At 59.4% G+C, this 19,175-nt stretch carries 20 protein-coding genes; 8 read left to right on the plus strand and 12 right to left on the minus strand.

What is annotated here, in order from left to right:
- Positions 1 to 923 (plus strand): alcohol dehydrogenase (locus tag VGI36_05415; protein ID HEY2484563.1); only part of this gene is annotated, 923 nt, incomplete at its 5' end.
- Positions 924 to 1,119: 196 nt separating this feature from the next.
- Here VGI36_05415 and VGI36_05420 read toward each other — a convergent pair.
- Complete coding sequence (locus VGI36_05420; GenBank protein HEY2484564.1) at positions 1,120 to 1,491, minus strand: hypothetical protein; 372 nt, start codon at positions 1,489 to 1,491, stop codon at positions 1,120 to 1,122.
- Between the two features lie 532 nt (positions 1,492 to 2,023).
- Here VGI36_05420 and VGI36_05425 point away from each other — a divergent pair.
- Complete coding sequence (locus VGI36_05425) at positions 2,024 to 3,769, plus strand: metallophosphoesterase (protein HEY2484565.1); 1,746 nt, start codon at positions 2,024 to 2,026, stop codon at positions 3,767 to 3,769.
- Between the two features lie 4 nt (positions 3,770 to 3,773).
- Here VGI36_05425 and VGI36_05430 read toward each other — a convergent pair whose 3' ends face one another.
- On the minus strand, positions 3,774 to 4,820 hold the full coding sequence (locus VGI36_05430; protein ID HEY2484566.1) for an AI-2E family transporter: 1,047 nt from the start codon (positions 4,818 to 4,820) through the stop codon (positions 3,774 to 3,776).
- 470 nt (positions 4,821 to 5,290) lie between these two features.
- On the minus strand, positions 5,291 to 6,379 hold the full coding sequence (gene ydiK / locus VGI36_05435; GenBank protein HEY2484567.1) for an AI-2E family transporter YdiK: 1,089 nt from the start codon (positions 6,377 to 6,379) through the stop codon (positions 5,291 to 5,293).
- A gap of 113 nt (positions 6,380 to 6,492) precedes the next feature.
- Here ydiK and VGI36_05440 point away from each other — a divergent pair, with 113 nt between their 5' ends.
- Positions 6,493 to 6,900 (plus strand): Hsp20/alpha crystallin family protein, encoded by a 408-nt coding sequence (locus VGI36_05440; GenBank protein HEY2484568.1) that lies wholly within the window; start codon positions 6,493 to 6,495, stop codon positions 6,898 to 6,900.
- Between the two features lie 57 nt (positions 6,901 to 6,957).
- Here VGI36_05440 and VGI36_05445 read toward each other — a convergent pair whose 3' ends face one another.
- From VGI36_05445 to VGI36_05480, 8 genes are all read right to left on the minus strand, one after another.
- Positions 6,958 to 7,578, minus strand: coding sequence for a TetR/AcrR family transcriptional regulator (locus tag VGI36_05445; GenBank protein HEY2484569.1), 621 nt, complete (start codon positions 7,576 to 7,578; stop codon positions 6,958 to 6,960).
- 71 nt (positions 7,579 to 7,649) lie between these two features.
- The gene (locus tag VGI36_05450; GenBank protein HEY2484570.1) at positions 7,650 to 8,096 is read right to left on the minus strand and encodes a VOC family protein; all 447 of its coding nucleotides are present in this window, start codon (positions 8,094 to 8,096) and stop codon (positions 7,650 to 7,652) included.
- A gap of 240 nt (positions 8,097 to 8,336) precedes the next feature.
- Positions 8,337 to 9,113, minus strand: coding sequence for an SDR family oxidoreductase (locus VGI36_05455; protein HEY2484571.1), 777 nt, complete (start codon positions 9,111 to 9,113; stop codon positions 8,337 to 8,339).
- Between the two features lie 3 nt (positions 9,114 to 9,116).
- On the minus strand, positions 9,117 to 9,983 hold the full coding sequence (locus tag VGI36_05460; GenBank protein ID HEY2484572.1) for an alpha/beta hydrolase: 867 nt from the start codon (positions 9,981 to 9,983) through the stop codon (positions 9,117 to 9,119).
- Positions 9,984 to 9,988: 5 nt separating this feature from the next.
- Positions 9,989 to 11,146, minus strand: a complete 1,158-nt coding sequence (locus VGI36_05465) for an aromatic ring-hydroxylating dioxygenase subunit alpha (GenBank protein ID HEY2484573.1) — start codon at positions 11,144 to 11,146, stop codon at positions 9,989 to 9,991.
- A gap of 529 nt (positions 11,147 to 11,675) precedes the next feature.
- A complete protein-coding gene (locus VGI36_05470; protein HEY2484574.1) occupies positions 11,676 to 11,828 on the minus strand; it encodes a DUF5989 family protein in 153 nt (50 codons plus the stop codon).
- Positions 11,828 to 12,232, minus strand: coding sequence for an SxtJ family membrane protein (locus VGI36_05475; protein ID HEY2484575.1), 405 nt, complete (start codon positions 12,230 to 12,232; stop codon positions 11,828 to 11,830). The genes VGI36_05470 and VGI36_05475 overlap by 1 nt, the downstream gene beginning before the upstream one ends.
- 230 nt (positions 12,233 to 12,462) lie before the next feature.
- The gene (locus VGI36_05480; protein HEY2484576.1) at positions 12,463 to 13,302 is read right to left on the minus strand and encodes an alpha/beta hydrolase; all 840 of its coding nucleotides are present in this window, start codon (positions 13,300 to 13,302) and stop codon (positions 12,463 to 12,465) included.
- Between the two features lie 182 nt (positions 13,303 to 13,484).
- On the opposite strand from VGI36_05480, the gene VGI36_05485 reads away from it, so the two are divergent.
- From VGI36_05485 to VGI36_05505, 5 genes are read left to right on the plus strand one after another with little or no spacing between them, the layout of a single operon-like run.
- Positions 13,485 to 14,528, plus strand: a complete 1,044-nt coding sequence (locus VGI36_05485; protein HEY2484577.1) for a radical SAM protein — start codon at positions 13,485 to 13,487, stop codon at positions 14,526 to 14,528.
- Positions 14,525 to 15,001 carry a DoxX family membrane protein gene (locus VGI36_05490; GenBank protein ID HEY2484578.1) on the plus strand — a complete coding sequence of 159 codons (477 nt, stop codon included), beginning with the start codon at positions 14,525 to 14,527 and terminating at the stop codon, positions 14,999 to 15,001. The genes VGI36_05485 and VGI36_05490 overlap by 4 nt, the downstream gene beginning before the upstream one ends.
- A gap of 3 nt (positions 15,002 to 15,004) precedes the next feature.
- Entirely contained in the window at positions 15,005 to 15,712 is a 708-nt protein-coding gene (locus tag VGI36_05495; GenBank protein ID HEY2484579.1) for a glycosyltransferase family 2 protein, read from the plus strand.
- The gene (locus VGI36_05500; protein ID HEY2484580.1) at positions 15,709 to 16,398 is read left to right on the plus strand and encodes a TIGR04282 family arsenosugar biosynthesis glycosyltransferase; all 690 of its coding nucleotides are present in this window, start codon (positions 15,709 to 15,711) and stop codon (positions 16,396 to 16,398) included. The genes VGI36_05495 and VGI36_05500 overlap by 4 nt, the downstream gene beginning before the upstream one ends.
- Positions 16,395 to 17,660 carry a hypothetical protein gene (locus VGI36_05505; protein HEY2484581.1) on the plus strand — a complete coding sequence of 422 codons (1,266 nt, stop codon included), beginning with the start codon at positions 16,395 to 16,397 and terminating at the stop codon, positions 17,658 to 17,660. The genes VGI36_05500 and VGI36_05505 overlap by 4 nt, the downstream gene beginning before the upstream one ends.
- A gap of 413 nt (positions 17,661 to 18,073) precedes the next feature.
- Here the strand turns inward: VGI36_05505 and VGI36_05510 are convergent, their stop codons facing one another.
- Entirely contained in the window at positions 18,074 to 19,102 is a 1,029-nt protein-coding gene (locus tag VGI36_05510) for a transglutaminase domain-containing protein (GenBank protein HEY2484582.1), read from the minus strand.
- Between the last annotated feature and the right edge of the window lie 73 nt (positions 19,103 to 19,175).

The raw sequence follows: 19,175 nt of genomic DNA on the forward strand, positions 1-19,175 counted from the left end.
TCAGAGTCAAAGTTCAGGCCTGCGGCGTTTGCCACAGCGACTCTCTAACCAAGCAAGGCCTGTTGCCGGGAATCGCCTATCCCCGTTCACCAGGTCACGAGATCGCGGGACTAATCGATGCGCTTGGGCCAGGCACTGACCCGTGGAGGGTCGGCGATCGGGTTGGAGTAGGCTGGTACGGCGGACATTGCGGCAAGTGCGAATCATGCCGGCGCGGCGACTTCATAACCTGCGTAAATCTGCAAATTCCGGGTATCAGTTATGACGGCGGCTACTCGGAGTACGTAACGGTACCGGTGGTAACGCTGGCCCGCATTCCCGACGGACTCGCCCCTGAAGAGGCTGCTCCTCTCATGTGCGCGGGCATCACTACGTTCAATGCGCTGCGCAACAGCGGTGCACGGCCCAGTGACCTGGTCGCAATCCAGGGCATCGGCGGCCTTGGCCACCTGGGGGTTCAATTCGCGAGCAAATTCGGCTTTGAGACGGTTGCCATCGGCAGGGGAACGGACAAGAACAATCTGGCATTGAAACTGGGTGCTCGAATTTACCTCGATGCCGGATCGCAGGATGTTGCAAAAGAACTCCAGGCCCTGGGCGGCGCTCGCGTGATTCTCGCGACGGCACCCGACGGCAAAGCTATGGGGAGTCTAGTCGACGGACTTGGGGCCGATGGCAAATTGGTCCTCGTTGGAGTGAGCGCCGAGCCATTTGCGGTCTCGTCATTTCAGTTGCTGATCGCTCGCAAGTCGATCGTGGGTTGGCCGTCCGGAACCGCCAAGGACTCGGAGGACACGCTCAGGTTTGCGGCTGCCAATGGCGTGCGGCCGATGATCGAAACTTTTCCGCTCGAACGCGCTGCGGACGGTTATGAACACATGATGTCGGGAAAGGTGCGCTTCCGGTCGGTTCTGAAAATCTGAAACGCTTAAAGGGTCGGATGAGAGGATTCTGAGCTCTGTCGCTGACCTTTCCGGCACAGGGGGGTTTCCCTACTTCGGTGGCTGATCTCGAGAGCTAACGGTAAAACCGCTTTCGACCCAGTGTCCCCACAGAAGCCCACACAATCGCAAGACGGATAGGTGAAATCGGAGAACAGTTGGAGGAACAAACGCGTGTTCAGTGGTTGTTCGACGGGATCTCGAGGGCGCGGCCCACCTCCTGCTCGGCGTCGCCCTCGGACATCCCTATCGCGTCCTCATACTCCTGTTCGGTGATTCCATACTTCTCAAGCTCGGCGTGGCGATTAGCGGCCGTCATGTGGACGACTTTGCTCAGAAAGGTGCTGGTGACCACGTGAGCTATCTCGGTTCTCTGACGCCGGTCGACTTGAAGGCGCGTATCATCACTCCGCATGCATCGCGCCAGATCGAAAAGGCAGGGTACTCCCGGGTTTTGGCACATCGCGCGGCCGCGCTCTCTTTGCTGCTCGCATTCGTCGTGAGTTTCTGTGCAGTACGCGACCTGGTACATCGAGAGAGGCGGTTTCAAACCGAAAGCCACCGGAGCTCGGGGCGGCATCAGCAGGCACCAAAGTACGAATGGTGCGGCGGGCATGGATGATCGGTTAGCACCCGGAAAACCCGCAGATCAACACAAATGAACGTGAGCGAGTTTCGAGCGAATCTCGGAGGCGACCTTAGATCGAAAGACTGGTTGGTGGGGCGGGAGATTTGAACCCCTGCGAAAACCCAGAAAACGTTCGCTTTTTCGTGTCGAAATGTTTGTGTAAGTAGCTGATTCGGTACAGTTTTGCTCCACGTGAGGCAAAACTACTGGCCAGTCGCGGTGTCGGCGGGGCGTTGTTGAACGGTCGGTGGAGGTAGGGACAAGGATCGGATAACGAGGCGTTTAGCCGTCTCGGGCTCTCTTCAACCCAGCGGCCCCGACCGTTGCAATCTTGATGGAGCGCAATGCCCATGCAAAGCTGCCATCTGACTAGCTTGATTTACCAGAAGATCGCGCCGAGTGGCGATCCGGAAGAGTAAAACCCGAGCCTTTACTGAGTAACTCGCGTCGTTCCGTGACCCCGCTTATTGATCCGCGCCTCGGCGACGTCGAGGATGACGCCTCCAGCACCAAGCAGCGGTCGCTCCTTGCGATCGCCGGTAGCCTTTTGGCCGAGATCAGTCTGCCCAAGTTGGCGCTGGCCTGGGTGCTGTTGATTGTGCTGCCGGGCTTACTTCTCGGCCTAAGCCCGCTCATCATCTCAGGATGGCTCTCCACTCTCTCTAGAAAGATTGCGGAGCCTCTTTACGAGATCTGGCCGCTGCTCCTGCTCGCGCTGGTCGCTGCACTGGGCTGGATTTTTGGACGGCCGCTGTTTCGTGCCGCCGAACAGGGCTTCTGGTCGCTGAATTCATTGGCTGTTCAACCGGGTTACGCGCTTTGTCGCGAGGGCCTGCGACACCTTACCGAGCAAATGATGCCGAGGGCCGGCGCTAAATGGCGCGAGCGGGTGCACTCAGCCACTGCTGCTGCCGCCGGAATTATCCTGTTCGGGGTTGCCTTATGGATCGTTTGGCTAGCCTGGCCCGCCTCGCGGTGGATCGGTGTGGTCGCGGACCTCGCCGCGCCGCACCGACTCCTCGCGCCGGCGCTCGCCAATGCCGTCGTCCTGCTGGCCGCCTACCTGGCGATAACAGCCCTCGTCTGGGGAATCGCCGATGCAACCATGGATCAACCACGTGATCTGGTGGCTTGGGACTTGCCACCCTTGGGCGGCCCTACGTGGCGGGTTGCGCATCTATCGGATCTGCATGTCGTCGGTGAGCGGTACGGCTTCCGTATCGAGAGCGGGCGGGCCGGCCCGTGCGGTAATGAGAGGGTCGGGCACGTTTTTGCCCGGCTCGACGCGATCGATGCCGAGCGGCCCATTGATCTCATTCTCATCACTGGTGACCTGACGGATTCGGGACGCTCGGCCGAGTGGGCCGAGTTTCTAGGGGCGCTGGCCCGCTTTCCACGGCTTGCGGCGAAGACACTTATCGTGCCGGGCAATCACGATGTTAATGTCGTCGACCGAACTAACCCTGCTCGGCTCGATCTTCCGACGAGTCCGGGAAAGTGCCTTCGCCAGATGCGGACGCTTTCGGCCATTGCCGCGGTCCAGGGCGACCGGATCCGCGTGGTAGATTCGAAGACGGGACAACTCGGCCACACGCTGTCGAACGCGCTTGTGCCATATCGCGATGCCATCACGGCATTCGCCAATGCTGGGACATTTCGCCTCTCGGCTGGTTTGGCTCATCTCTGGGCAGACGTCTTTCCGATGGTGCTGCCGCCTGCTACCGCGGACGGACTTGGGGTGATGCTGCTCAACTCGGTTGCTGAGGCGCACTTCTCCTTTACCAACGCGCTCGGCCTGGTTCCGGTCGGGCAGGCGCGGGGAATTGCTGCCGCCGCGCGACAATTCCCCCGCGCACACTGGATCGTGGCGCTCCACCATCACCTGGTTGAATACCCGAAGCCGGCAAAGGCGTTCTCGGAACGAATTGGTACCGCGCTGATCAACGGCAGTTGGTTCGTGCGGCAGCTCCAACCTCTGGGCGGCAGGATGGTGGCCATGCATGGCCACCGCCACATTGACTGGGTTGGAGAATGCGGCGGCATACGGATCCTCTCAGCACCCTCCCCAGTCATGGAGGCAACAAATGACAAGCCCACCTACTTCCACGTCCACGGCTTTGCGGCTGGCTTCGATGGGCGCCTCTGCGTGCTCCCACCTGAGCGAATTGAGATCCCTGGGGTCGAAACGCGGCGTGAATAGCGCCTCAGGCCACTTTCTCGGCAACCCGGCCGTCGCCGGGAGATCCGAGCAAGTCAGCAAGCCAGCGGGTTGAAGGATGCTGTGCGCTGAAGGTAAGGAGCGCGATTGTGACCGGAACCCCGATGAATGCGCCAAACAGTCCCCACACGAATGCCCAAAAGAAGACTGCGAACAGCACGACGAAGGGGGAGATGGCGAGCGCGCGCCCGAAGACGCGCGGCTCGAGGTAGCTTCCGACCACGAACTGAATGAGATTTAGGCCGGCGAAGACCGCCAGACCAGCCTGCCACGAAGCGAACTGCGCCAACGCGAACAAAGTCGGGAACACCGTGGCGAAAAAGGGCCCTATGAAAGGGATGTAATTCAGTGCGAAGGCGACGACGCCCCACTCGACCGCAAGCGGCAGGCCGGTCACCCTCACAAAGCCCCAAACGAGCGCTCCGGTCATCAAGCTCATTAGCGTCCTGACCAGCATGTATCTGCGGAACTTGACAGCAGTCGCTCGGCTGCCGTCGAGTAGGACGCGCGAGGCTTCGCGGTTCTCCATGGCTCGGATTCTGCCGCCGATGTCCTCGACTTCGAGAAGCCCAAGGATCACATAGACGAGAACTACCACCCAGAACCTCGTGGTCGCGTTGATGCGTCCGGTGATCTCCTGCAACGCGCGGAGGAGCCAGGCGACATTGAAGTGCTCGGCCCAAAGGTTTGCTATGGCAATGCCATGGCCCTCCAACCAGACCGCTAGTCGGTCGTAGAGAACCTGGTAGCGCGCCGCGTCGCTGACCACCCAGCGTGCCACCCGGGAGAAGCCCCAAACGATAAGCGAGGCGAAGGCCACGAACACTACCACCGTGGCGAGAATGACGATCGCCAGGGCAAGGAGCTTCGGCACGTAGGATTGCAGAAGTCTCTGCAGCGGCCACACCAGCGCGATGATGAAGAGGGCGAAGGAGACCGGCGCGAAAACGGAGCTCGCGAGGTAGAGCGCCGCGAAAATCACCACCCCTGCGATCAGGGTCGCGGCCGCGCGGGAGTTGGCCTCGCCCGTCATGTAGCTCGGTAGCCGAAAGAACGCGACGAGAAAATAGCGCGAGCTGCCACGCCCGTTCCGCTTGCCCCGCCAACTAGGGTCCCCGCACTTGCCTTACAAGAGGACCGGTTATTCTGATCTGAAATTACTTGGACCAACCGAGCGCTGACGCCATCGTCATTCCACGGGACCAAGATGTTCTCCCTGTCCCTTAACTTCTGCGTCCATCTTCGCAGGCTTCATTTCTATAAGGCCGGCTCGACGAATCGAGCAGCCACCTCGCGCGACCAGAGTGCGACTTTGGCAGACGCCAAAGCGGTCCCGCAAGCCGCCTCTAAGCTTTTTTTGTCAGATGCGGCCGGGCGATCTCGTAACGCATGATGTTAGCTCACGGTTACGAAGTTGCTGCCCGAGTTTGAAGAGTCGCTGGAGACAACGCACACGGCCGAATTTTGTATTCAAATGATGGACCGCATACCAGGATAACTCACTCAGGTCGTGTCGTCCGAATGGGTTTGCGACGGAACCATCTCGCTTTCGGACATCCAGTCAACGAGGAGCGTGTACGCTACCGCCAAGACTACCGGGCCGATGAACAAGCCAATCACGCCGAATCCGATCAGACCGCCGATGACGCCGGCGAAAATCAGGAGCAGCGGAAGATCTGCGCCTCGCCTAATTAGCATCGGACGGAGAACGTTGTCGAAGGTTCCACAGAATATCGACCACACCAGTAAAACGGTTCCCCATAGCACGCCGCTTCTCGAATAGGTCCAGATCACCGCGCCGATGAGAACGGGCGCAGGGCCTATTTGCGCAATCGCCAGGACAAATATGAGCGCGGTCAAAAACGCGGCGAATGGGACGCCGACGATGGCGAGCCCGATTCCCGCAAACACGGACTGCGCAAGCGCGGTAACCACAATACCCAGCGCGACGCTTCGCACCGCGAGCGCGGCGAGCTCGACTGCCTTCACCCCTTCAGGGCCTACCAGCTTTGCAACGAAACTCCGAAGGCCCCTGGCCGCGGCCTCCCCGTTCGCGTACAGAATTGCGGCAATTATCACGGTGAGCAAAAACTGTAGGAGCAGCAGTCCAAGACTGCCGACCTGGCTCAGAAACCACAGACCCAACGTGCGGATCCACGGCAGAAGATATGCAGAAATCTGCCCCGGGTCAGAGCCCGCCAGTTCCCGCCAATGCACAGCGACCCTCGGACCGATCAGTGGAATCGCCTCAATCCAGGATGGAGGCCCCGACTGGGTTGCGCTTGCCAACCACTTCGACCATGCCGAGATCTCTTCGATATTGCCTTCTATCGTCATCACGGCAATGTAGAGAGGCGCGATTAGCGTCAAGGTCAAAGCGATAGTCATCACCGTGACGGCCAAAGATCGCCTGCCGCCCAGCCACGACTGCGTCTGTAACAGAATCGGCCAGGTGGCGACGGCGACCGTCGTTGCCCAAACCGCAGCAACCACAAAAGGACGGATGATCCAGAAGCTCGCTGCGATCAGGGCGCCCAGCGCGAGCATCTGGAACGTGATGCGAACCAGGTCTGTCGGTCGGTCGGTCGGCATTTATGGCATCCGTCAGCAACGGCCACAATCAAGCGGGAGCCGAGGAGACTCTATACATTTTGAACGCAGTTGCCAGCCCAATTCTCGCAGAGGGAATGCGGCGTTAGCGAAGAATGACCTTCCCACAAGAGAATTGGAGAGATTCAGGCGGGGTGGACAATTTGCTCGGGCATTTTGGCTTCGAGCACCACTGGCCGAAGGATGGAGAATCTCTGCCCCTCTCTCCCGCACTCGAATCGTTCGCGAATGGGGATAAGCTCGCCATTCGGGTCGACGTTCCCGGAGTCGATCCGGAAAGCCTAGAAGTCAGGGTGGTCGGAGGATTTCTGACCATCAAGGGTTCGCGCGAAGAAAACCAGGAGTCCCAGCATGCGCAAGACTATCTGCGCGAGACCCGCTACCGAGCATTCGAGCAGACCGTTCAGTCGCCCCGAGGGTGTGAAAGCCGACGACTAAAGGCGACGCACCAGATCGACATCCTGGAACTCATTGCAACCCTGCCCAAGAAAGCCGCTTCCTAAGGAGGTGAAGGTCCATGCCCACTCAATGCGGCGGGCGCGGATCTGAGGTTAACGATGTCAGGTTGCTGCGCATCGCAGATGCATCTCGAGTATCCGGCGGAGCGACGGTTCCCGTCTTTCCGGGGTCGGCTCGCCGCTTCCAAGCCATCGGAGCATGAACGTGAAATAAAGCGCGAACAGGTTATGGGCGAGAAGCGCCTTATCGATATCGGTGGGGAGTTCGCCGCGTTCCATGGCGTCATCGATCAGTATGTCCAGCTTCTCGAAAATCGCCTCCATTACGGCATCGATGCCCTTGTTTTCGCCCTGCACGAACGCGAGCTCCTTGGCGAAAATACGAGCCAGCCCGAGGTTGCGTTGGTTTTCCTTCAACATGATGGTGAAGACGTGTGTCAGCTGATCGATCAGTGGGGCCTTGGGGACCTTGCTGAAGGCGCGCTCGATACTCCGGCCCACCTCCTCCTGGAACATCATCACGAGCAGGGCTTCCTTGGACTTCGCGTGAAAAAACAACGTGCCTTTTGCGACGTCGGCTAATTCAGCGATTTCACTGGTGGTCGTGGAGTGAAATCCGTTGGACAGGAACAGCTGGCGCGCGGCTCGAACAATGCGTTCGCGTTTTTCCCGTTTGCTGCGTTCGGCTCGGTTTAGTTCGACTACGGCCGCAGATTGTCTCAAAGCGCTCCTCCGTCACCCTGGCGCCGCGCATGAGTGGTCAGTGGGGTCCACTTTCTTTCCCACTGGTGAACTCAAATTCGAAGGGGTCTTGTGTACATGGGAACCTCGGTCGGACTTTCACGCCATTGCTCGGGTTGCACGTCGATGTAGATCTCGACCTCGTTGCCGTCCGGATCGAGCAGGTACACGCTGTGAGTCACTCCATGATCGGACATCCCGACGATAGGAACCTCGGCTTCGCGCAAGCGCGCGATCGCTGCGCGCAAGACATCGTCGCTCTCCCCTATTTTCAGTCCAAAATGATAAAGGCCCACCCGTGGTTTAGCGGGAATGGGCGCGGCTTCATGACCGACCTGTATCAGCAAAAGTTCATGATGCGTGCGGCCGGATGAATATGCCGCGACTCCCCGTCCATGCACGATCTCCTTCCATCCAAGAACGTCGCGATAGAAGCGCCGCGAGGCATCAAGATCTTTCACATAAAGAACAATATGTCCGAGCTCTTTCACTTCCATCATTCTCGCTCCTCGTATCAAGCGCACTCGTTTCGCGAGCCAATGTCGGAACCCGTGCCGCGTGCTATGCATTCTGCGCCAGCGCGATGGAGTCGGTCGCAACTATGATGAGCTTCCAGCCCAGTTGCTGGTCGAATAGATTCTGCCGGCACTTCCATCTGTCGCTCTACTACCATGGAGCTCTCGTGCAAGTCCCGTGACCGTGGCATTATCCATCTCAACACTGGCTCCCTGCGATTTTTGTCAGATCAATGCTGGATAGGAGCCGCCGTCTACGTGGATACTTTGCCCGGAGATATATCCAGCGTGGGCGCTGCACAGGAACGCACAAATGGCTCCGAATTCGCGCGGGTCGCCCATTCGTTTTGCGGCCACAGTTTTGATCTGATCCGCACGCGCCTGCTCAAAGGTGATTCTTTCCTGTTCCACCCGGCGTTGTGCCAGCCAGCGCTGACGATCCGTGTCAATAATGAAGGGTAGCAGGTTGTTGATCGTAACGTTGTCGCGGACGCAGTCGACCGACTGTCCTTTCATGACGGCTGTCAGTCCTGCACGTGCGCCCGAAGAGAGCGACATCGTGGGATGCGGCAGCTTAACCATTGCCGAGGTGATGTTGATGATTCGTCCGAAGCGACGCTTTCGCATGCCCGGCAACAGGGCGCGCATCAGCATCAGTGGCGCGAGCATATTCGCTTCCAGGCCTGCCAACCAGTCTTCGTGCCCGAGTTCCACGAAACCGCGTGGCGAAGGACCGGCATTGTTATTGATCAAAATGTCCGCCTCTGGACAAGCCCCGAGCAGGGCTGAGCGTCCCGCCTCGGTCGTCACATCTGCGGTGACCGCGGTGGCCTGCAAACCCGCCTCGCGGAATTCTTCAAGCGTCTGAGCGAGCCTTGCGTGCTCCCGTCCATTTATGAAGACTTGAACGCCTTCGTTGGCGAGCGCCACCGCGCATGCACGACCTAAACCTCTACTCGACGCACACACCAATGCCTTTCGTCCTTCGATTCCGAGATCCATCGCTCAACCTCGATCGAGAAGGAAATCCAGAACCGCGCGATTGTGTTCTTGGTAGTGCTCGAACTGCGCCCAATGTCCGGTATCACGCGCGCAGTGGTACTTCGCACCCGGAATCATCGCAGCAAGCCGCCGGCCGACTTCGGGGCCGGGGCGGTTCTGGTCGCCCCAGTAAACCAGAGCAGGTCGAGTGATCTGTTGCGCCAGCGTATCGGTGATGGCATGACGGGCCGGTCCCTCACCTGCAATGTAGTTGCGCGTGACCTCGCGTAGCACTCGGTTCGCCGCCGGATCGCGATAGATCTTTGCGCGCAGCGCCACCGCCTCATCGGTAATCAGAGAACGATCAAACACGACCTGTTCCAGACGCTTGCGGATATTGGCATCGGTGGGATCGTCGAAAACGGTGAGAGCCTGACCGATCATCGCGGCGGGGTTCGGGCGTCTATAGCCGGGAATCGCCCCCTCATCCGGTAGGTAGCCGGTCGCGGTAGTAAGCACCAGTTTATCGACCCGCTGCGGGTATTTGAGTGTAAACAGACTTGCTACCCATCCACCCAGCGATTGACCCTCCACATGAACCCGATAAAGCTTCAGCGTGTCCAACACGTCGAGAACTTGATCAACGAGCGGCGGAAGTACCTGCTCGTCGAAGCCCTCCGTTTGGGATCGCCCATGCCAGAGGAAATCCATCGCGATCACGCGAAAATGCTTCGCATACTCGGGAATGTTATGAACGAAATTCTCCAGGTGGCCGCCCATCCCATGGAGAAGCACGAGCGGGAAGCCGTCACCTACTTCAAGGATCCGAGTGCGATACCGGCCCTTGAGGAATCGTGTTTCGCAACCGAGCAGCTCTACCCAGTATGACATCAACCTCAACGAGCTTCCGACCGGGCGGGTCTCAATCCGCCTGCTTCATGAGCGTCGCATAATTCGGGATGATCGTTCGAGTGTGAATTTCCCTGAAACTCATCTGCCTCAACCGCCGCCGCCAGCATAGGGCTAGAGGGCCGCGCCTCAGCGCGCATCAGCTCCTCCATGATGCGATTGAACCGAGCGACTCCAGCGTCCATCGACAGCTTCACCATCTTCGCTTCCGGGTGCAGGTCAATATTTCTCTGCTGGGCCTCGATCATCATCCGATCTTCGACGAAAGCCCGCTTCCCCAGGTCATGGAAGAAGTCCTTCAGCTCGGCTTCCTTCACCCACGGACCGTATGCGAAGAAGTAGCAGGTCCGGTCATGGGTCAGCGGGGTTACCGCCTGACAGGTGAACTGGATATGTAACGGTTCGACGCCAACCGCTTCTCGCTCGGGGAACCGTTGCGCCGTGCCGGACGGAAAAAAGCCGGCTTGCAGCAGAAACACACCGGGAACGATGAAGTCGTAGGTCTGCCAGACGTCGAAACTCAGCTCGCGGAAACGCGGCAATATTCTTGAGGGTCCGCTGATACCCCAACTTTGGATTCGCACTCCCCGCGGAATCGGCGTCACCGTCGGCTTGAACATCTTCTTTGGGGTGACCGTGAGTCCCAGGCTGTTCGCGTGCAGAAATCCGATGTGCGACAGGTCGAGCAGGTTGTCGTTGATCAGAGTGTAGTTCGCCTTGTAGTCCATCCGCCCCGGATGCATCGCCCAGCGTGGATCATCGACCCCTACGAAATCTGGAATTAGCTCAGCGTCGGCACTGGCGGCATCGCCCATCCAGATCCAGGCAATCGAGTACTCGTCGCGAATAGGATAGCTGCGGACCCTGACCTGCGGAGGAATCTTCGCCTCGCCGGGAATCTCGATACACCTTCCCGACGGTGCGAACTTGAGTCCGTGGTACATGCACCGCAGGTTCTCACCTTCGAGGCGACCCATCGAGAGCGGAGCCAATCGATGACAGCAGCGGTCCTGCAAGGCAACCGGCGTGTGGTTTGCGGTGCGATACACAATGACCGGCTCGTTAAGGATCGTTAGAGGGTAAAGCTTTCCGGGTTCGAAATCCCGGCTCCAGCCCGCCGCATACCAGCAATTGCGTAGAAACATTGAAACGGTCTCCGGTAAGTTTGGGTCCTTTCTTCTCGTCACGCGAAATACCTATTCAGGAGATGTGCATGCAGCGGCGCGCGAGAACCCTCGGAGCCCACCAACGATCGACCGGAGCTCCGGGTGTAGGATGCGAAACTTCGCACACGTTTTAAGATCGCGTCGTCCGTGCGTACCCTTCCAGCCGTGTTGATTGCACGCTCCGCCTGGTCTTCGTACGAGTGCCCCCAGATCCTTGGCAACTCACGGGCATCAAGAATCGGCGCTCTCCGCTTTCGAGTCTCCTGGAACAAGGAGGTAAGCGGCGCTCGCTCCTTCCGAGCTTCCTTTGCGAATCGACCCCGGAAAGTCCCACTCTTTAAACACAAATCATTGACCAAGGTCAATAATAGACCGCGGTCAATACCCGGCTGGCTTTCCCCCACGTCGATCGAACTTGGAGCGGTCACTGGAGCGTCGCAAAGCGACCAAATCGGGCTGCCGTTTTCGCCAGGCAGTCAAACGAGGACCCATCCTCATCCAGCTGAGTTCAAAAAAGAGTGTAAATGAAGGGGGCAACGGTCGAGAACTGCGCGAGGATAACCAGTACTCCGACGATCGGCAGAACCACAATCGCGGGTGCTAGCCAGAATTTTCTCTCCGCTTTCATGAACGCCCACAAGTCGCGCAGCAGGTCTGACATCAGAAGGGCCGCTCCATGCTCTCACGGGTTCGCTTGCGGCTTGGAACCCGGTAAGTGGGTGCCTGGGGGTCGAGTTTTCCGGCAACCGGGTCATGTCCCAGTGCACGCATCAAGACTCCCAGCGGGAGAATCACAGCGAAGAAGAGAATTGTCAGAATCATTCGGCTGTTGATCCAGCCCAAGATGAGCCCAATCCGAATCCACAGCCAATGCACGTAGCGAAGCGCCGGTGGCCACACCAGCGCCGGCAGTATGAGTGCCCCGGACAAGATCCACGGCCCGCGGTGGAACGCCTGATGGCGGAGCCAAGGCAGGGCAAGTCCGAACACCCCGGCCACGAGTCCAGCGGTTACCAGTCCGAAATTGCGCAACTCGGTCGAAGACGGCCGCGCTGCTTCCCTCATAACAGCCTTCGGCCCAACCATATCCATTCATCGAGTGCTTATCAGCGCTGGCCTGCTCGGTTTCCGCGTCCTCATAGTAGAGACGGTTGATGTTTTGCCCTAGACGGGCGTGTTATCAAACACGCTAGATAGCGGAATGTCCCATCTCAATTTTTTTTGTGGCTTAACGCTCCCAGTTATTGGCTCTCGATTACGAACGCGTCATCTATGATTCAATCCCCGCCCCGCGGTCAAAGCGAAGTGCCATGTAAATGCTCGACTATCAGCTCCCCTATCCGATCGGGAAATTGATCGACGATAAAATGCCCGCCGCCCTCAACCTCTACAAACCGATACGGGCCACTGACGAATTGCTCGGTCAGCTCCGCAGCCCGTCGTCCGACGCTCGCGTCTGCCGTGCCCCAGATATAGAGCGTGGGCACTGAGACGGCAGGAATCTCCGCAAAGGCAATGTTGTTTGCACGGTACCAGCTGATAGCTGCTTCCAACGCGCCGGGCTCACTCAGCGTCTGAAAATGCGCGTCGAGATTTGCATTTCCGACACCCTCGCGTTCAAGGACGGCTCGTAGCGTTTTGAAGTTGTCCTCACGCAGTCGACTTATCGCATCAGGTTGGCGAAACGCCTTGTGATGCTGGGAACGCTGGGCCTGTCCCGGATCCTCGGCCATGGCGCGTGCAAAAGCGCCCGGATGTGGTCGCGAAAGCGTGGTCAAAGTTGCGACCCGATCGGGATGGCCAGCCGCTATCAACCAGGCGAGCTGTCCGCCCCAGTCGTGGCCGACCAGATGAAACCTGCGCGCCTCGCAAAAGTCCATCAGGGCCAACGCGTCGGCCGTGAGTAGCTCACTTGCGTACGATTGGACTGTCGGCGGACGAGCGCCCCCTGAATAGCCGCGCTGATCGGGAGCCACGCCACGAAATCCGGCCGCCGCCAGGGCTCGCAATTGATGCCGCCACATGTGGCGCGTTTGCGGAAATCCATGCAGCAGCAGGACAGGCGGACCCGAAACGGGACCGTCGGTATCGACGGTGAAACGAAACTCGCCAATTGTCCAAGTTTGGGTCAGCATCTCTATCACACCTTGAAATTGCGGAGAAAATCGTTATCGACCGAATTCTCGGTAGGGCAGTAATCATCGATCAACGTGCTCTGCATCAAGCCAATCAACGTGACGACGCTACGACGACCTCGATTCATCGAAAAACCCCGATGTTGGTGGATCATTGTGTCCTTAAGTGATAGGGCGAGATAGTGGAACAATCTCCCAGCAACGGTTTTTCGGTCGGGCTTGGGCTGACCAATGAGTGCGATCTCGCCTGCGCTCACTGCTACCGGGATACCGGTCGAATCGACCGTCTATCACTCGATGACGTCCGACGCGTTTTCGAAAACCTGCCGATTCGATCGGTGAGTCTGGGGACCGGTGAGAATGGACTTCATCCGGAGTTCCACGCGATCCTGCAGTATCTGCGCGAGCGCGGCGCCACGATCGCACTGACCTCAAATGGCTACACGGCGGCGGTCCTGAGCGACGATGAGCTGCGCTCTCTGGCCGATCTCGAGTTCTCGTTGGATTTCCCGACCGAGCGAGAACAGGATTCTTGGCGTGGTCCGGGCAACTGGCGGCTGGTGCTCGATCAGACAGCACGGGCGCGGAGACTCGGAGTTCCCGTTACGATTATTGCGGTCATGATGCGGACCAACCATGACAAGCTTCCCGAGATCGGGGCCCTCGCGACCCGGCACCGCGCAAATTTCAGGGTAAATGTCTATCAGGCTGTTAAAACGGATGCGTTCTCACTCGACTATGATCAGTTTTGGACCGGCTTTCACAGGCTGTTGGAAGCCTGTCCACTAGCCGTGTGCAACGAAGCCATAGTGCGCGCGATTCTCGGATTCGATGCGGCATCGGGCGGTTGTGGCAAGGGCACCATCCGCGTGACACCGAAAGGCGAGGTCCTCCCCTGCGTTTATTGGCCGAGGCGAAATCTTGGCCTGGCCGACCTGGAAAAATTGGGAGCCGGGATTGTCAACTCGCCGGCTTTTCGCGAACTGGATCGAATTCCGCAGTTCTGCCGGTCGTGTCGCTTCGTTGAGTTGTGTCGCGGGGGCTGCCCGAGTCGCCGGCTACTGCGGGGAGGGTTGGACCAGCCCGATGAGTTCTGTCCGTTCGCCGCCGGAAAACCTGTGCCTTCCTTCGCAAGCCACCCCGGAAGTTCGCGGCAATTCCCGAAAGCGGGGAGCGCATGCACCACCGTGTTCGGAGCAGAAGAGCACCGAGAGCTCCAAGATTGAGCAACTCCAAACTGCCCGCCCTCGAGCCCGCGCACGTACTCGTGATACTTAGGGTCGCGCTGGGCGCCCTATTCGTGTCGACATTCTTTGAGAACCTTGGCAAGGGGCTCTACGGCGCCGAGGGATACGCTGGCTTGATCCGTGGGTACATCCAAAATGGGCAAGCGCCAACGATCTGGAAGCAAGTTATGGAATTTACTGCCGCCCATGCTGCGATAGCCGGTCCCCTGCAGGCCATACTTGAAGCGAGCCTCGGTGTCTTGCTTACCCTCGGTCTTTTCGCCCGGCCTGCTGCGCTCGTAGCCTTCGGACTTCTGGGTGGGTTGTGGGTCTCGGAGTGGGGAACGGCCTGGATATGGGAGCTGCTGGTTCCGATGGTCGTAGCTGCGGCACTGGCTCTTGGACCTTCCGGTCGGCACGCAGCCATCGATGTTGCGCTCGCACGGCGATGGCCTGAGCTTCCAATCTGGTAGTTTGTGCGCATCTCCGTAGTCATTCCTACCTACAATGAAGCCCAATCCATCGGTCTGGTCTTGGGCGATATTCCGACGGGAATGGTCGAACAAGTGCTCGTCGTCGATAGCGATTCGACCGACGGAACCGCGCAGATTGCGCGTCAAATGGGGGCCGAGGTTTTGCGTGAGCCGCGGCGCGGCTATGGTCGCGCCTGCCTCACGGGACTCGCGGCGGTCAAGGCTCCAGACGTGGTAGTGTTCCTCGACGGGGACTATAGCGACCGTCCGGCGGAGATATCACGCCTACTAGAGCCGCTGCGCGAAGGCGCTGCGGATATTGTCATCGGCTCGCGGCTGGCAGGCGAGCGGATGGCAGGGTCTATGCCCTGGCATGCCGTCGTCGGCAACCGTCTCGCGGCAGGCCTGATAGCTTTCATGAGCGGAGTCCGCCTCACGGATCTCGGCCCGTTCCGAGCGGCACGATACCAGGCTCTGGTGGCGCTCGGGCTGCGCGAATCCACCTACGGATGGCCAGTCGAGATGATCGTGAAGGGCGCCCAGCGGGGACTACGAATTACCGAAGTGCCGGTCAGTTATCATCCTCGGATAGGGTCCTCGAAGATAAGCGGCACCGTCCGAGGCAGCATTGGCGCGGCCTGGGGTATTCTCAGCGCCATATTGAAGTATCGGCTCTTCGACGCTAACCCTCCACGCGAGGGGAATGTTTGAAACGGGGGCGGTCAGAGATCGGTGAACGTGCCCTCATCATAATGGCGAAGGCGGCTCGGGTAGGCCACGTAAAAACCCGGCTCGCCGCTATTCTGCCTGCTGATGCCGTTGTGGACCTCTATAGATGTCTGATTGAGGACACCCTGGCCCTTGCGCGCTCGGTCTCAACCGACGCACTTGCCATTGTCTGTCCTACTTCCGATGTCGCGGATCTCGCCTCTTGGCTGCCGGCGATCGAAATCGTCGGACAAGAGGGCAACGGTCTTGCCGCGGGTCTGGTTTCGGCATTCCGCATCTTCATCGGAAGGGGATATCGCCGTGTGGTGGCCCTCGACGGCGACAGCCCTCAGCTGCCCACCGATGCGCTCGAGAACGCTTTCCGGCTCCTTGACGGCGCCGATGTGGTGGTGGGTCCGACTATGGACGGTGGCTATTACCTGGTCGGTAGTGCGACTTCGCAAGTCGACTTGTTTAATACGCAAAAGATAGGCACTGGCAGCGCGTTCGATTCGCTAGTGGCTAGTGCGCGTGGGCTCGGTCTTCGCGTGGCACTCACCGAAACAGGTTACGACGTGGATGAGGCCGAAGATCTCACGCGTCTGGCCCGCGAGCTTCGTCTATTTCCGCACCGCGCTCCGCGCACGGCAGCATGGCTCGCGCGCCGACCGGAGCTGAGGGGGTGGTGAAGGACCGCAGTGTAGCCCCAGCCAGGATCCTCGGCTGGGGATCGGTTATCGCCGGTTGCATCTTCGGGATCTCCTTCCTCGATCGCGTAAAATACCCCCACGTGTTTGCCGCATGCATCGTGCTTGCCGGTATCGCGTATCTTCGAACCCTGTGGGTCTTGGGTCGGGTTGCTGAGGGGAACGCTCGTGCCCTTGCCCTGTGCCTTGCGTTAGCGGCGCTTTGGCGGATTCCCCTCCTGGTCATGCCGCCGACCCTCTCCACAGATGTCTATAGGTACGTGTGGGACGGCAGAGTCCAGCGCCTCGGCTACAGTCCGTACCTGCTGGTGCCCAGCAACAGCGCTCTCCATCATTTGCACACCGCCGAGACTCTACGTATGAACTTTCCCGACCTGCCAACTCCATACCCGCCCGCCGCAGAACTTTTTTTCCGCACTGTCATGACATTGGATGAGTCGGCGCGCGCGCTGAAATCAGCAATCTTGCTCTGTGATGCTGCCATAGTCGTCGTTCTTCTGTGTTGGCTAGCAGCGTCCCAACGCAGCCCGTGGTGGGTGCTCGCATACGCATGGAATCCGCTCGTTGCACTGGAGGGCGCGGGGAATGGACACGTAGATCTCCTAGGTGCGCTATGTCTTGTTGTGACCGCGGCGTCGCTGACGCGCGGAAGGCGTACGGTGGCAGCGGTCGCGTTCGCGCTCGCGGTTGGGGTTAAATTTGTGCCGGCGACGTTAGCGCCCCTCCTCTGGCGTCGCATCCGCCTTCGTGACGCGGCTTTATGTGTCGGAACCTTCGCCGCACTTTACGCGCCGTTTCTCAGCCACGGCCGGCTGCCGCTCGGCTCGCTGGGTGTCTATCTGGCCAATTGGCGTGTCAACGCACCAGTTTATTCGGCGCTCGAGCGGATCGTTCCGACCGCAGGCCTGGTAGCGCTTCCCGCGGTTTGCGGCTTTGCGGTCGCGCTCTGGGCGCGATGGCACTTATCTCTCGACTCCCCGGAGGCCTGGGCTTGGACTGCAGCAACGACGCTGCTCTTCGCACCGACTATCTTTCCGTGGTACCTCGTCTGGCTTACCCCGTTTCTGTTCACTCCACAAAGCACGCTGCCGCTCGCGGTCTGGACGGTGAGCTCACTCACGCTTTACTGGTGGCTTCCCGTCTGGGCTAAAACTGCGGTCGAGTACGTGCCCGTTCTGTGCGTTGCCGGGTGGATGCTAGTGCAATCGGTGCGAGCGCGTCACGCAATGAGCTCCGCTGTGTGACAGGTCCCCGCAGCTCCCGGTCCTCTTCGGCGCTCTGCTAGACGTTAGCTAGTCTCGTCGAATCAAGTTCGCCAACGACCCGGCACCAGCCAGCGTGGCGGCCTTTGATTGCGCTTTGGTGGCGAGATTTCCCGCAACAGTTGACAGACGGAACGGAACAGCACTGGCGCCGGGTTTCGACCGGTGCGCTGGTCGCCAGCAAAGGCAGCGTCTCTTGCCCACCTCAAGCGGACCAACGCAGCCAGACAGGCGGCGTCTTCAAGTAAACTCGCTGCCTGCCAGCTCTCAGAGCTTACTCCCGAATGTCAGTGGTCGGGTGTTGATTCAAAGGTGCCGAATTTCTTGCCCACGGGCCACCCTGAAAGGTCCGCGTGATGGTTGACGCTGCCGACCGCGGGCAATGCGCCTTCGAATCACGAGCCATCAGTAGCCGCGTACTCGAACTGGTTTTTTATCTGCTCTTTCGGCAGCGGATGGCCGTCTACCTCAACGTACGGATAAATCAGGAAGTTGACGGGTTCCCCCCTCTGGCGCGGCTTCAGCGTCAGATCGCGACCCGTCGTGAACGCAACTCGGTCGGCGTCGAGATGGCCGAAATAATACTGGCGTAGTTCGGGATGCTTCCATGCTTCCGACGCGTCCACCGGAACCCACTGGCCGCCAGCATAAAATTCCGCCCAACAATGATAACCCGGGATTTTGCCTGCGCTCTGCGCGCCGAGCGGAAAGCCAATCGTAAAGCGCGCCGGTATCCCCCGCGACCGCGCAATCGCGATGAACAGCGAATGGAAGTCGGTGCAGTTCCCCTTCTTGACATCGCACGCATAAATAGCGTCGCCGCGTCCCCACCCGGTGCCGCTCTTGTCGTAGATCATGTTCGCGATTACGTAGTCATAGATTGCCCGGGCCTGTTCGTACGAAGAACCGTCCGGATCGCCCACCTTCGCGCTCACCACCTTGATCTGTCCGTCGATTGGGACCAGGCGGTCAGGACCCAGGTAGCTGGCAAACAGCCCGCCGGTCGGCTCCGGAATGTTGGCCTGCGCCTCCGCTAGGTCCGCCGATTCCTCGACGCGCCGCACCTTGAAACGGATGGTGACCGGTATCGAACCCGAGGGTGGCACCGTGGCGGACAGATGCGCTATTCGATTGCCGCCGATGGGCTGATTTATCACCTCAACATGCGCCGGACTGTCGAGCTTGACCCCGCTCACTTGCTGGAATCGGTCTTCTCGCGGCAGCGGAATCCAGGCCTCGACACTGTGGGCGTTCGGATTCATTCCGGTGAGAACTGTGTGATAGATGAATTCGACCTCTCGCACCTTCGCAGGCTCGACTGCAGATTGGGTTTGCGCTTGGGCGCTTAACAAATCGCCACCCACGACCGTCAGCACGAACATCGCGGCGAGGAGCAGGTATTTGTGAGAGCCGGGGTTTATCACCAAACTTCTCCTTTGAATTGTTCGTCGATCAGGTTTCTACCAGCGGGTTACGAGCTTGCGGGCCCAATACATC

This window comes from Candidatus Binataceae bacterium (assembly GCA_036495685.1).
In the GTDB taxonomy this organism is placed as follows: Bacteria; Desulfobacterota; Binatia; order Binatales; family Binataceae; genus JAFAHS01.

Excerpts from the sequence above, each read along its gene's own strand:
- VGI36_05430 (HEY2484566.1), bottom strand. The coding sequence starts at position 4,820 with ATGACGGGCGAGGCCAACTCCCGCGCGGCCGCGACCCTGATCGCAGGG.
- ydiK (HEY2484567.1), bottom strand. The coding sequence starts at position 6,379 with ATGCCGACCGACCGACCGACAGACCTGGTTCGCATCACGTTCCAGATG.
- VGI36_05440 (HEY2484568.1), top strand. The coding sequence starts at position 6,493 with ATGACCTTCCCACAAGAGAATTGGAGAGATTCAGGCGGGGTGGACAAT.
- VGI36_05450 (HEY2484570.1), bottom strand. The coding sequence starts at position 8,096 with ATGATGGAAGTGAAAGAGCTCGGACATATTGTTCTTTATGTGAAAGAT.
- VGI36_05455 (HEY2484571.1), bottom strand. The coding sequence starts at position 9,113 with ATGGATCTCGGAATCGAAGGACGAAAGGCATTGGTGTGTGCGTCGAGT.
- VGI36_05460 (HEY2484572.1), bottom strand. The coding sequence starts at position 9,983 with ATGTCATACTGGGTAGAGCTGCTCGGTTGCGAAACACGATTCCTCAAG.
- VGI36_05465 (HEY2484573.1), bottom strand. The coding sequence starts at position 11,146 with ATGTTTCTACGCAATTGCTGGTATGCGGCGGGCTGGAGCCGGGATTTC.
- VGI36_05470 (HEY2484574.1), bottom strand. The coding sequence starts at position 11,828 with ATGTCAGACCTGCTGCGCGACTTGTGGGCGTTCATGAAAGCGGAGAGA.
- VGI36_05475 (HEY2484575.1), bottom strand. The coding sequence starts at position 12,232 with ATGAGGGAAGCAGCGCGGCCGTCTTCGACCGAGTTGCGCAATTTCGGA.
- VGI36_05480 (HEY2484576.1), bottom strand. The coding sequence starts at position 13,302 with ATGCTGACCCAAACTTGGACAATTGGCGAGTTTCGTTTCACCGTCGAT.